Origin of the sequence: Burkholderia sp. HAN2018, from assembly GCF_024704855.1 — a bacterium.
GTDB classification, from domain to species: Bacteria; Pseudomonadota; Gammaproteobacteria; order Burkholderiales; family Burkholderiaceae; genus Burkholderia; species Burkholderia cepacia.
Window position 1 is genome coordinate 22,573 of sequence record NZ_QOBB01000056.1, and the last position, 13,176, is coordinate 35,748.

At 67.8% G+C, this 13,176-nt stretch carries 11 protein-coding genes; 6 read left to right on the top strand and 5 right to left on the bottom strand.

Annotated features, from left to right (window positions below):
• Window positions 1–218 precede the first annotated feature (218 nt).
• Window positions 219–1,367: a branched-chain amino acid ABC transporter substrate-binding protein gene (locus DPV74_RS16810; protein ID WP_059681854.1), complete on the top strand. Its 1,149-nt coding sequence runs from the start codon at window positions 219–221 to the stop codon at window positions 1,365–1,367.
• 124 nt (window positions 1,368–1,491) lie between these two features.
• Here the strand turns inward: DPV74_RS16810 and DPV74_RS16815 are convergent, their stop codons facing one another.
• Window positions 1,492–2,253: a FadR/GntR family transcriptional regulator gene (locus tag DPV74_RS16815; RefSeq protein ID WP_027787983.1), complete on the bottom strand. Its 762-nt coding sequence runs from the start codon at window positions 2,251–2,253 to the stop codon at window positions 1,492–1,494.
• A 359-nt stretch (window positions 2,254–2,612) separates the two neighbouring features.
• Here DPV74_RS16815 and gudD point away from each other — a divergent pair, with 359 nt between their 5' ends.
• Window positions 2,613–3,965, top strand: a complete 1,353-nt coding sequence (gene gudD / locus DPV74_RS16820) for a glucarate dehydratase (protein WP_060196115.1) — start codon at window positions 2,613–2,615, stop codon at window positions 3,963–3,965.
• A gap of 239 nt (window positions 3,966–4,204) precedes the next feature.
• Here gudD and DPV74_RS16825 read toward each other — a convergent pair whose 3' ends face one another.
• On the bottom strand, window positions 4,205–5,011 hold the full coding sequence (locus tag DPV74_RS16825) for a hypothetical protein (RefSeq protein ID WP_119337598.1): 807 nt from the start codon (window positions 5,009–5,011) through the stop codon (window positions 4,205–4,207).
• Window positions 5,012–5,245: 234 nt separating this feature from the next.
• Window positions 5,246–6,310 (bottom strand): glycosyltransferase family 4 protein, encoded by a 1,065-nt coding sequence (locus DPV74_RS16830; RefSeq protein ID WP_027787985.1) that lies wholly within the window; start codon window positions 6,308–6,310, stop codon window positions 5,246–5,248.
• A gap of 564 nt (window positions 6,311–6,874) precedes the next feature.
• Here DPV74_RS16830 and DPV74_RS16835 point away from each other — a divergent pair.
• Window positions 6,875–8,707, top strand: coding sequence for an ABC transporter ATP-binding protein (locus DPV74_RS16835; RefSeq protein ID WP_027787986.1), 1,833 nt, complete (start codon window positions 6,875–6,877; stop codon window positions 8,705–8,707).
• A 78-nt stretch (window positions 8,708–8,785) separates the two neighbouring features.
• Here the strand turns inward: DPV74_RS16835 and otsA are convergent, their stop codons facing one another.
• Window positions 8,786–10,165, bottom strand: coding sequence for an alpha,alpha-trehalose-phosphate synthase (UDP-forming) (gene otsA, locus DPV74_RS16840; RefSeq protein ID WP_059695467.1), 1,380 nt, complete (start codon window positions 10,163–10,165; stop codon window positions 8,786–8,788).
• Entirely contained in the window at window positions 10,162–10,914 is a 753-nt protein-coding gene (gene otsB / locus DPV74_RS16845) for a trehalose-phosphatase (protein WP_027787988.1), read from the bottom strand. Before otsB ends, otsA begins: the two co-directional genes overlap by 4 nt.
• Window positions 10,915–11,196: 282 nt before the next feature.
• On the opposite strand from otsB, the gene DPV74_RS16850 reads away from it, so the two are divergent.
• Genes DPV74_RS16850 through DPV74_RS16860 form a run of 3 tightly spaced genes read left to right on the top strand, consistent with a single transcriptional unit; the run spans window position 11,197 to window position 13,173 of the window.
• Complete coding sequence (locus tag DPV74_RS16850; RefSeq protein ID WP_060196109.1) at window positions 11,197–11,832, top strand: SCO family protein; 636 nt, start codon at window positions 11,197–11,199, stop codon at window positions 11,830–11,832.
• Between the two features lie 14 nt (window positions 11,833–11,846).
• Complete coding sequence (locus DPV74_RS16855; protein WP_027787990.1) at window positions 11,847–12,293, top strand: copper chaperone PCu(A)C; 447 nt, start codon at window positions 11,847–11,849, stop codon at window positions 12,291–12,293.
• Window positions 12,294–12,303: 10 nt separating this feature from the next.
• On the top strand, window positions 12,304–13,173 hold the full coding sequence (locus tag DPV74_RS16860) for a cytochrome c oxidase assembly protein (RefSeq protein WP_119337599.1): 870 nt from the start codon (window positions 12,304–12,306) through the stop codon (window positions 13,171–13,173).
• Window positions 13,174–13,176 lie beyond the last annotated feature (3 nt).

Here is a 13,176-nt window from a genome sequence, read left to right on the forward strand (position 1 = left end):
ATGCGCGGCAAATTGCCAAGACCCACGCATATCGGCGACCTATATATCGAAACCATCGGGGCTCTTCGCCGAGCCTGACGGGAGATTCTTCCGAGGATCACGATGCCGACCTCCCCGCCCGATTCCGAGAAGCGGTCGAACCGCCCGCCCGTCGCACGCGTTCAGCCATCCCGAGCGTGTGCGGTACTTACTCGCAGGTATCGAACAAGAGGAACAACATGAAATTCCGTCATTCCCTGCTGTCGGTGTCGATTGCATCCGCGCTTGCCCTCCTCTCGCAACAGGCCGCCCGGGCTGCCGACACGACCGACGTGAAGGTCGGTTTCGCCGCGCCGCTCACGGGCGTGAACGCCGGCTACGGCAAGGACCTGCAGAACGGCGTGCAGCTCGCGCTCGACGATGCCGCCGCGCAGAAGGTGCAGATCGCCGGCAAGCCCGCGCACTTCAACCTCGTCGTGCAGGACGACCAGGCCGACCCGCGCATCGGCGTGCAGGCCGCGCAGGCGCTCGTCGACCAGAACGTGTCGGTCGTGGTCGGCCATTTCAACTCGGGGACGACGATTCCGGCCTCGGTCGTCTACGACAAGGCCGGCATCCCGGTGATCGATCCGGCGGCGACCAACCCGACGCTCACCTCGCGCGGGCTGGCGAACATGTTCATGGTGATCGCGACCGACGGCCAGAACGCCGGCAACGCGGGCAAGTACGCGGTCGACGTGACGAAGGCGAAGCGCATCGCGATCATCGACGACCGCACCGCGTTCGGCCAGGGCGAGGCCGACGAGTTCGAGAAGGCCGTGAAGGCCGCCGGCGGGAACCTCATCGGCCGCGAATTCACCAGCAACCAGGCGGTCGACTTTCGCGCGCAGATCACGAGCCTGAAGGCCAAGAATCCCGACCTGATCTTCTTCGGCGGGCTCGATTCGCTCGCCGCGAACTTCATCAAGCAGATGCGCCAGCTCGGGCTGAACGCGCAGTTCGTCGGCGGCGGCGGCGTGAAGGACAACGAGTTCATCAAGATCGCCGGCCCGGCCGCCGAAGGCGCGATGGCATGGGAATACGGCCGGCCGCTCGACGATCTGCCGCAAGGGAAGGATTTCGAACAGCGCTTCAGGAAACGCTTCGGCGTCGACGTGCTGTCGTACGCGCAGTTCGGCTACGACGCCGCGTGGGCGGCGATCAAGGCGATGCAGGCGGCCAGCTCGACCGACCCGAAGGTCTATCGTCCGGCGCTGAAGAAGATCGACTTCGAAGGCGTCACCGGCCGCATCTCGTTCGCGAACGACGGCTCGCTGAAGAGCGGGATGTCGACGCTGTACCAGGTGAAGAGCGGCGCGTGGAAGACGATCACGACGAAGGGAGGCTGATCGGCGGTGCCGGCGGCCGGCGGCGGACACGCCGCCCGGCCCCGGTGATCGATGACCGGACACCGATCTCGTATGACGACTGATGTTGACGCGATTCGACCGGGCGGACGCACCGCCCGACGCATCAGCCGGCCTGCGTGTCGCGCTCGGCCTCGGCCGCCTCGTGCGCGCGGCGCAGCCGCTCGCGGCTGTTGGTGAGGTGCGTGCGCATCGCGGCGCGTGCGGCCTCCGGGTCGTGGCGCGCGATCGCCTCGTAGATGTCCTCGTGCTCGTGGTTCAGCCGGCCGACGTACCGCTCCAGATCGTCACCGGCGAAGCGGGCCGAATTCACGCGCGTGCGCGGGATGATCGACGTGCCGAGCTGCGTCATGATGTCGACGAAATAGCGGTTGCCGGTGGATTGCGCGATCTGCAGGTGGAACTGGAAGTCGAGCTGCGCCGTGTCGCGGCCGCCGCCCGCCCCCGTTGCGATCGCGTCGAGCGCGCGCCGCAGCGCGACCAGGTCGGTTTCGTTCGCGCGCTGCGCGGCGAGGCTCGCACATTCGCTCTCGAGGCTGATGCGCAGTTCCAGCACCGCGAGCACGTCGCGCAGCGTCGTGATCGTCGCCGGGTCGATCCCGAGCGTCTGGCGGCGCGACGGCTCCAGCACGAAGCTGCCGATGCCGTGACGCGTCTCGATGAGGCCGCTCGCCTGCATCCGCGAGATGGCCTCGCGCACGACCGTACGGCTCACGCCCTGCGCCGCCATGACTTCGGTTTCGGTCGGCAGCTTGTCGCCGGGACGCAGCGTGCCGTTTTCGATCTGCGCGGTCAGCGCGTCGACGACATCTTGTGCGAGGCTGCGTGCGCGACGGCGCGGCGCTGCGGGAAGCGTAGGCACGGACATGAGGCCGGTTCCTTTTTGAATGATCGTAATGTGAGCCGAGGGTTTACGCGGGGTTTGAGCGAAAGCCGATGATTCATTATACTGCGTCACAAGTCATCCGACGACTGATGATCAAAACACGGATCTCCTGTCGACTCAAGCGCGCACGCCGGCACTGCCTGGTCCCATGCCTTACGATCAGCCAGCTTTCGCGTTCTGCGCTCCGCTGGTCAGGTTGTCGCTCCCACCCCGTTCCGGGTTGCATCGACCTGCGGGGGCTTGCGCGCCGCGCACGTCGGTTGTCGAATGATCGCACCTCCTGCCGCGCGCGGCAAAGCTTTTGCCGCACGGCATTGCCCACCCTTCTGCCATCGCCGCCCATGAACGCCGTCCCTGCCTCGCCCTCCCACGACACGCCGCGCATCGTCGACCTGCAAGCGATTCCGGTCGCCGGCCACGACAGCATGCTGCTCAACCTGAGCGGCGCACACGGCCCGTTCTTCACCCGCAACCTCGTGATCCTGAAGGACAGCGCGGGCCGGACCGGCGTCGGCGAAGTGCCCGGCGGCGAAAGCATCCGCCGCACGCTCGACGATGCGCGTGCGCTCGTCGTCGGCCAGCCGGTCGGCAATTACCATGCGGTGCTCAACGACGTGCGGCGCACCTTCGCCGACCGCGACGCGAGCGGCCGCGGTCTGCAGACCTTCGACCTGCGCACGACGATCCACGCGGTCACCGCGCTCGAGGCCGCGCTGCTCGACCTGCTGGGCCAGCATCTCGGCGTGCCGGTCGCCGCGCTGCTCGGCGAGGGCCAGCAACGCGAGCGTGTCGAAATGCTCGGTTACCTGTTCTACGTCGGCGATCGCACGAAGACCGCGCTGCCCTACCGCGACGGCAGCGGCGCGACCGACGACTGGACGCGTGTGCGCGACGCAGCCGCGCTGACGCCCGAGGCCGTCGTGCGGCTCGCCGAGGCCGCGCATGCGCGCTACGGCTTCAACGACTTCAAGCTGAAGGGCGGCGTATTCGAAGGTGCGAGCGAGATCGAGGCCGTGACGGCGCTCGCCGAGCGCTTCCCCGACGCGCGCGTGACGCTCGACCCGAACGGCGCATGGTCGCTCGACGAGGCCGTGCGGCTGTGTCGCGACCAGCATCACGTGCTCGCCTACGCGGAAGATCCGTGCGGCGCCGAGAACGGCTACTCGGGCCGCGAGGTGATGGCCGAATTCCGCCGCGCGACGGGGCTGCCGACGGCAACCAACATGATTGCGACCGACTGGCGGCAGATGGGCCACGCGGTGCAGTTGCAGGCGGTCGACATCCCGCTCGCCGATCCGCATTTCTGGACGATGCAGGGTTCGGTACGCGTCGCGCAGATGTGTCGCGACTGGGGCCTCACGTGGGGTTCGCACTCGAACAACCACTTCGACGTGTCGCTCGCGATGTTCACGCATGTCGCGGCCGCCGCACCGGGCCAGGTCACCGCGATCGACACGCACTGGATCTGGCAGGACGGCGAGCGGCTGACGCGCGAGCCGCTGAAGATCGAGAACGGGCTGGTGGAGGTGCCGAAGCGGCCGGGTCTCGGCATCGATATCGACATGGATGCCGTCGCGGTCGCGCACGAGCTGTACAAGCAGCACGGGCTCGGTGCCCGCGACGACGCGGCGGCGATGCAGTACCTGATTCCGGGGTGGACTTTCAACAACAAGCGCCCCTGCCTCGTGCGCTGAGCGCGGAACGGACCGGGCGGCTGAATCGCCCGGCCGAGACGGGCTCGATAGGAGCGGCGAGGCCCGGCTGGCGGGTGTCTGGCGGAAAACGCCGCTCGAGTCGAACAGGATCCGGATCGGGATGGCGATGCGAACCGGGCCGGCCATATCGAGACTCGGCCGGGCCTGGCCGGTCTTGGCCGTCCGCACCTAGCCGGCCGCCCCAATCCCCCGCGCCCGCCCGCCGTGCGCGGGACTTGTCAGACGATCTGCTTGAGCGCGGCGTCGAGCGCGAGCACCGCGACGCGGTCGCCTTCGGTCGCGAGCGGCGCGCGCATGACGATCTGCCGGTTATGGCCGACGGCCGCCGGCGAATCCCACAGCAGCTCGACCTTCGGTCGATTGAACAGGCCGCCGCGGCGCGGCGGCACGACCGAGGGCTGTCCGCCCGTCGCCCCTTCGCCGGCGGCAGGCGCCGTACGGCCGGGCCAGCGCACCGACAGTTCGCGCGCGTCATACTGGCCGACCTTGCGGCTTTCCATCCAGACGATCGCGGTGCGCGTCAGCACGTCGAGCGAAATCGCATAACGGCCGACCGCGAAGCGGCGGGCCGCCACGTTGGTCCGCCACAGCGGCCGCGGGCGGCAGATCCAGACGATCGCCGCATAAAGCGCCGGGGCCGCAACGAGCCAGCCGTTGGTCGCCGTCACGGCATGCAGCGCGAGGCGCCAGCCATCCACCCAGACGAACATGCCGATCGACCAGAGCGCGAACAGGAAACCGATCAGCGCGAAGACGCGCAGCGCCTGGCGCAGCCACTGCGGCAGCGGATGGAACGGCCGCTCGGCGCGCGCGACTGCACCCGGCAGCGCGAGCAGCAGGAAGATCAGCAGGAGATAGACGAACGCCCAGGGCGACGACACCATCGCGGACAGCGACGAGCGATAACCCATCTGGGACATCGAGAACAGCCAGCGCGCGAGCAGCACGAGACCGATCGCACGCAACGCGAAGATCACACCGGCGCCGGGGGCCGGCGCTGCGCGCGTGGATTTCGTTCTCGCCAAGACTGCTCTCCTCTGGATATTCGTGCGGGGCCGGATTTCACGGCACGGCCATTATAGGGACATTACCGTCTGGACAGATGGCTGGATGCCATGCCGGGCCGCTTCGAGGGCCGTTCGCGGCGTCGGGCGCGGCGAGAATACAACAGATCCGCGCCGCGGATGTGACAACGCCCCGCCGGAAACCCGGACGGGGCGTCGTTGGCGAGCCGCGCGCCGCCAGGCGGCGGCCCGCAATCAGCCTGCGTTGACTTCGCGGAGCACCGTGCGGCGCTTCTGGCGCAGCAGTTCCTCGTAGCCCTTCACGTAGTTCTGCGCCATCACCTTCGACGAGAAGCGTGCTTCGAACGCGGCGCGGACCTTCTCGCGCGGCAGCGTATCGAGGCGCTTGAGCGCCGCGACGGCCGACAGTTCGTCTTCGACGACGAAGCCCGACACGCCGTTGTCGATCACTTCCGGCACCGAGCCGCGCTTGAACGCGATCACCGGCGTGCCGCAGGCCATCGCCTCGATCATCACCAGGCCGAAGGGCTCCGGCCAGTCGATCGGGAACAGCAGCGCGTGCGCGTTGCCCAGGAATTCCGTCTTCTCGGCTTCGCTGATTTCGCCGATGTACTCGACGTGCGGCAGCGCGAACAGCGGCTTGATCTTCTCTTCGTAGTACGCGCGGTCAGCCTTGTCGAGCTTCGCGGCGATCTTGATCGGCAGGCCGGCCTGCTCGGCGATGCGGATCGCCGTGTCGACGCGCTTCTCCGGCGAGATGCGGCCGAGGAACGCGAGGTAGCTCGGCTTCACGTTCGGGATCGGCGTCAGCAGGTTTTCCGGCAGGCCGTGGTAAACGGTCGACAGCCAGTTCGCCTGCGGCAGCGGGATGCGCTGGTTGTCGGAGATCGACACGACCGGCACGTCGCTGAACGCGTTGAAGATCGGCTGCAGTTCCGGCAGGTCGAGACGGCCGTGCATCGTCGTCAGATGCGGGACCGGCTGGCGCGAGAACAGCGAGAACGGGTAGTAGTCGATGTGGCAGTGCAGGACGTCGAACTCTTCCGCGCGGCGGCGCACCTGCTCGAGGAGCAGCATGTGCGGGGCCATCACGTCGCGGATCGTCGGGTCGAGGCGCAGCGCCTGCGGCCAGCACGCCTCGAGCTTCGCGGAGGTTTGCGAATCGCCGCTCGCGAAGAGCGTAACGTCATGCCCCATCTCGACAAGTGCTTCGGTGAGGTAGGACACCACTCGCTCGGTACCACCGTACAGTTTCGGGGGCACCGCTTCGTGCAACGGAGCGATTTGGGCGATTCGCATGCGTAACTCCTAAAAAATCGGCTAAAAACCAGGTATGGGTCGGCAACCTGCCGGCGGTCCGGGCTGGATGCATTTCGCCCGAAAAGTCGGACGAATCAGCCTGCCGGGGGCGTCAAACCCGCGCTGCTCAAGGAGCGTCGGCGACGCGACAGGCATAGAACGTTTGAAACGAAGACCCGTTGACAGGGGTTCGTAAAAAACCTGGAATCGAACCCGGAGCCGATTATCTAGGGTTAATCCCGATACGGCGCACAACATTTCAAACACTTTACTTTGTTACAAAGGTGCAACACTTTGCAACCCGCGGACTTGGGTGTCCGTTCTAGAGTGGAAGGCCCTTTTGGCATTCCTTGCCCCCGTGACTGCCGGCAGCGTGATTCCGGCACACGAGACAGGACGGGATGCCGGATTTTATCTCAAAATCGATCGCGCACCCCTGGCCGAGGCAAGATTCGCGCAGCGCAGCGCACGGCCTTGTTTACAATGCCGGATTATTCAGTCCGGGCGAACGCCGGCAAGCGATCCCGCCGCCACGCTCAATCACCGAATCACCGCACGCATATTTTGGAATCTCTCACCCCTGCCCAGCGCAACGCCCACAACGCGAAGCTGTCGAGCTACGCGCACCGGCCGATCGCGTTCCTGTTCCGCTACATCCGCCTGCATCCCGTTGCCCACCTGATCGTGCTCTGCAGCGTGCTGGCCGCCGTCGGCTGCGCGCTCGGCTCGCAATACGCGATCAAGCACCTGATCGACGTGCTGGCGACCGGGCGTCATCACCCCGGCCCGCTGTGGAGCGCATTCGCGCTGCTCGTCGGGCTGATCGCGGCCGACAACCTGCTGTGGCGCGTCGGCGGCTGGGTCGCCGCGCATACGTTCGTCGCGGTCACCGGCGACCTGCGGCGTGACCTGTTCCAGTACCTGATCGGTCATTCGCCGACCTACTACTCCGAAAAGCAGCCGGGCACGCTCGCGAGCCGCATCACGGCCACGTCGAACGCCGTCTACACGTCGGAGAACACGATGGCGTGGAACGTGCTGCCGCCGTGCATCGCGGTGATGGGCGCGATCCTGATGATCATCGTCGTCAATCCGATGATGGCCGCCGGCCTGCTCGGCTGTTCGGCCGTGCTGTCCGTGATCCTGTTCAAGCTCGCCGGGCGCGGCTCGGCCCGCCACCATGCGTTCGCGGCGAAGGCCGCCGCGGTCGACGGCGAACTCGTCGACGTGATCGGCAACATGGGCCTCGTGCGTGCGTTCGGGATGACGCTGCGCGAACAGAAGCGCTTCGGCGCAACGGTCAAGGCCGAGATGGATGCGCGCCAGCAAAGCCTGCTCTATCTCGAAAAGCTGCGCCTGCTGCACGCGGTGATCACCGCGATGCTGTCCGCCGGCCTGCTCGGCTGGGCGCTGTGGCTGTGGGACCAGGGCCGCGCGACGTCCGGCGACATCGTGCTCGTCAGCTCGCTCGGCTTCACGATCCTGCACGGCACGCGCGACCTCGCGGTCGCGCTCGTCGACGTCACCCAGCACGTCGCGCGCCTGTCCGAAGCCGTCAAGACGTTGCTCGAGCCGCACGGGATGCCCGATCGCTCGGACGCCCAGCCGCTGTCGGCCAAGGGCGGCCGCGTCGACTTCGAGCGCGTGACGTTCGCGTATCCGCACCGCCGCGCGATCCTCGACCACTTCGATCTCCATATCGAGCCGGGCCAGCGCGTCGGCCTGATCGGCAAGTCGGGCGCCGGCAAGTCGACCGTGCTCGCGCTGCTGCAGCGCTTCTACGACACGCAGGACGGCGTCGTGCAGGTGGACGGCCAGGACGTGAAGACGATCACGCAGGACAGCCTGCGCCACGCGATCGCGCTCGTGCCGCAGGACATCTCGCTGCTGCACCGGACGATCTACGACAACATCGCATACGGCCGCCCCGATGCGACCCGCGACGAAGTGCTCGCGGCCGCGCGCGACGCGCGCTGCGCGGAGTTCATCGAAGCGATGCCGGAAGGCTATGACACGATCGTCGGCGACCGCGGCGTCAAGCTGTCGGGCGGCCAGCGCCAGCGCATCGCGATCGCGCGCGCGATCCTGAAGAACGCGCCGATCCTGCTGCTCGACGAAGCAACGTCCGCGCTCGACAGCGCATCCGAGGAAGCGATCCAGAGCGCGCTCGACCGCCTGATGGTCGGTCGCACGGTGATCGCGATCGCGCACCGCCTGTCGACGCTGCGCAACTTCGACCGGATCATCGTGATGAACAACGGCAAGGTCATCGACGACGGGCCGCCCGACGTGCTGCGCAACCGCCCCGGCCTGTACCGCGACCTGCTCGCGAAGCAGCACGGCCGCCATCACGCGGCGCCCGACGGCAGCACGCCGACCGGCGAACGCGTGGCCTGACGCACCGGCCCGCAGCCAGCAAAAAAGCCGCAGTGCTGCTCGCACTGCGGCTTTTTCATTTCCGGCGAGGGGCGTCGGTTACGCGTGCTGCAGATCGCGCAGGAAGTTGTCGCGCCACACCGACACGTTGTTCTCGCGAAGCTGCGCAATCATGTCCGTATAACGCGCGCGCCGCTCGGCGAGCGGCATCGTCAGCGCCTGCGACAACGCATCGGCCATCCCGTCGATATCGATCGGATTGACGATCAGCGCCCCCGTCAGCTCGCGCGCGGCGCCCGCGAAACGCGACAGCACGAGCACGCCCGGATCGTCCGGATCCTGCGCGGATACGTACTCCTTCGCGACGAGGTTCATCCCGTCACGCAACGGTGTCACGTAGCCGACCCGCGCGAGCCGGTACAGCGCCGCGAGCAGCTGGCGGTCGTACTGGCGATGGATATAGAGGATCGGTGCCCAGTCGAGCTCGGCGAAGCGTCCGTTGATGCGCCCCGACTCTCCTTCGAGCTGCAGGCGGATGTCCTGGTACGCGCGCAGCTCCGCACGGGTCGACGGCGCGATCTGCAGGAACGACACCCGATTGCGATGCGACGGCTCGTGCTCGAGCAGCTTCTCGAACGCGCGAAAGCGCTCGACGAGTCCCTTCGAGTAATCGAGCCGGTCGACGCTCATGATCAGCTTGCGGCCCCGCAGCGACGTCGCGAGCGTGCGCACCGCCTTGCCGTGCTCGCCGGCCTGCGCGAGCGCCGCGATCTCGTCCGGATGCACGCCGATCGGATACGCGGCCGCGCGCAGCGTCCGGCCGAATGCGCGCACCGTCACCAGGCGGCCGTCGCGCTCGATCACGCCGTCCGCTTCGGATTCGACGTAATCGCAGAATGCGCGCAGGTCGGGTTCGGTCTGAAAGCCGAGCAGGTCGAACGCGCACAGCGACTCGACCAGATCGCGATGCGGCGGCACGTTGACGAGCACCTGCGCGGCGGGAAACGGGATGTGCAGGAAGAAACCGATGCGGTTCTTCACGCCGGCCGCGCGCAGCGCGCGCGCGAACGGGATCAGGTGATAGTCGTGCACCCAGATCACGTCGTCGTCCTGCAGCAGCGGCACGAGCTGCTGCGCGAGCCACACGTTCACGCGGCTGTAGCCTTCGAACTCGTGACGGTCGTACTGGATCAGGTCGGTGCGGTAGTGAAACGCGGGCCACAGCGTCGCGTTCGAGAAGCCGCGGTAATACTGGTCGTAGTCGCGCCGCGACAGGCCGATGGTCGCGAACGTGACCGGCCCGTGCTCCTCGACGCGAATCTGCGGCGCGCCGGACGCGACGACCTCGCCGCTCCAGCCGAACCACATGCCGCCCGTCTCCTTCAGCGCATCGTAGACACCGATCGCGAGGCCGCCTGCCGCCGGTTCGCCTTCCGAAATCGGTGCGACGCGGTTTGAAACGATGATGAGGCGACTCATGCGTGCGGCTGCCCCGCACCGAGCCAGTGCGCGATCTGCTCATGCAGCGCGTCGACCGAATCGAGCCGCGTGCGGGCGGACGTCTCGCCCGCGCCGACCTTGATCGACAGGCCGCCGCGCGCGTTGACCACCGCGAAGCCCTTCTCGTCGGTCAGGTCGTCGCCCGCGAACAGCGGCACGCGGCCCGCGAACGGCGGCTCGTCGAGGAACGCGGCCAGCGCGCGCCCCTTGTCGACCCCCTTCGGCTTGATCTCGAACACCATCTTGCCGGGCTGCAGCACATACGCATCGGCATAGTCGGCGACGAGGCGCTCGGCGGCCGCCCGCGCAGCCGCCTCGCGCTCGGGCGCGTTGCGGTAGTGCAGCGCAACGGCCGCGCCCTTGATTTCGAGCAGCATGCCCGGATGACGGTCGACGACGGCCGCCAGTTCGCGCTCGATGCGCAGCAGGCGTTCGTCGTTGAAGCCGATGCGCTGCGTGTCGCCGTTCGCATCGCGGCGCTCCGCGCCGTGCAGGCCGGCGATCGGCAGGCCGGGCATCTTGAGGAACGTGTCGAGGTTGTCGATACCGCGCCCGGACACGATCGCGACCGCACCGTGCGAGCGGCGCCGCAGCTCGTCGAGCAGCGTCAGCAGCGACGGCGGAACGTGAATGCTGTCGGGCGTCGGCGCCAGTTCGACGAGCGTGCCGTCGAAGTCGAAGAAGAACGCGGTATCGGTCAGGGACAGGGAAGCCGGAACGGATTGCATCGATTCGATAGTCTGAGAGGCGGCCCGGCAAACGCCGCACCGCCGCTGCGCGATGGAATTGTGCGCATCTTACCGCGCCTGCGCACCGAGATGGGCGAAACCGGCGCATCGCCAGCCGCGCGCCGCCGATTGCGTCAACTGCGACATATTGCCCCGCTCGCCCGCCCCGTACGGGTTTCGAAAGGACGCGGGCGCGCGAATTGCGCTACAGTCGCAACCGCCTGCCGCGCGACGCATGGCATCGCGCCGGCCGGTCACCTTTCCGTCCGATCGAGCCCCAGGATGTCGTCTGCCCGCCCAGCGCCGCACCGGCGCTTCTCCCGCCTCATCCGCACGGCCGCGGCCCTCGCCGCCGCCGTGGCGCTCGCCGCGTGCACGCACGACGAGCCGCGCTGGAACCTGACCAACGTCACCGGCCACCTGCCCGACCTGTCGTTCACACTGACGGGCGGCGACGGCCATCCCGTCGACGCCGATGCGTTCCACGGCCAGGTCGCGCTCGTCTACTTCGGCTACACGCACTGCCCCGACGTCTGCCCCGAAACGATGGCACGGCTGATGGAAGTGCTGGCGAAGCTCGGCCCGCAGGCCAACGACGTGCGCATCCTGTTCGTCTCGGTCGATCCTGCGCGCGACACGCCGCAGGCGATGCAATCGTATGTCGCCGCGTTCGACGCCGCGCATGCGCGCGGCCTGACCGGCACCGACCGCCAGATAGAATCGCTCGCGAAGCGCTATCGCGTCGCGTACCAGATGGAACAGCGCGATCCGTCCGGCGGCTACGAAGTCACGCACAGCTCGGCCGTCTACATCTTCGACGCAACCGGCCGCGCCCGCCTGCTTGCGACCGACCGCGACTCGCCCGACGCCATCGCCGCCGATGTGCGCCGGATCATCGACACCGCCTCCACCACCTGAATTCCTCTCACGACATGAAGACGAAGACGACACTCAAGACGCTCGCCCTCCTCGCCGCGCTGTGCGCCGGCACCCACGCCTATGCCGCCGGCGCGATCACCGCGCAGAACGCCTGGGTGCGCTGGCTGCCGAACAAGCTGCCGGCCGGCGGCTACGTGACGATCGTGAACACGGGCGACAAACCGGTCGATCTCGTCGACGTCGACAGCCCCGACTACGGGATGGCGATGCTGCACCAGACCGTCTCGAACGGTTCGACGCAGAAGATGGAAATGGTCGACAAGCTGACGGTCCCCGCGCGCGGCAAGGTCGACATCGCACCGGGCGGCTACCACTTCATGCTCGAGGAGCCGAAGCACGCGATCAAGCCGGGCGACACCGTGCACCTGCGCCTGAAATTCTCCGACGGCGAAACGGTCGACGCGCCGTTCGCCGTGAAATCGCCGGCCCAGGCGAAGTGATGCGCGCGCGATGAACCTCCTGTACTGGCTCGATCCGTGGGAACCGTCGCCGACCGTGGTGATCGCGGTGCTCACCGCTGCCGTGCTGTTCGCGCGCGGCGTAAAGAAGGCGAAGGTGTCGCCGCTGCGGCAGTTCTCGTTCTGGTTCGGGCTGACGGCGCTCTACATCGCACTGCATACACGGCTCGACTATTTCTTCGAACACGAGTTCTTCCTGCACCGCGCGCAGCACCTCGTGCTGCACCACCTCGGGCCGTTCTTCATCGCGCTGTCCTATCCGGGCGCGGCGATTCGCGCGGGCATCCCGTTTCGCTGGCGGCAGCAATTCGTGCGCCCCGCCCTCGCGTGGGCGCCCGTGCGCGCGACACTCGACGTGGTGTTCCATCCCGTCGTCGCGGTCGTGCTGTTCGTCGGGCTGATCTATTTCTGGCTGCTGTCGCCGATCCACTTCATCGCGATGCTCGACTGGCGTCTCTATCGCGTGATGAACTGGAGCATGGTGATCGACGGGCTGCTGTTCTGGTGGCTCGTCGTCGATCCGCGCCCCGCGCCGCCTGCGCGGCTGTCGCCGGGCCGCCGGATCCTGATCGTCGTCGCGGCGATCCCGCCGCAGATCGCACTCGGCGCGCTGATCTTCTTCACGCCGCACGAGCTGTATCCGATCTATTCGATCTGCGGCCGCGCGTTCACGTGGCTGAGCCCGCTGCGCGACCAGCAGATCGGCGGCCTGCTGCTGTGGATTCCCGGCTCGATGATGAGCGTGATCGGCGCGCTGATCGCGCTGCGGCACTGGCTGCGGCTGTCCGCCCGCGGCCGCCTGATCGGCGAACGGGCCGCGCAACGCGCGGACGCGCCGTCGGTCGCGCGCGCCGCGCACTGACTG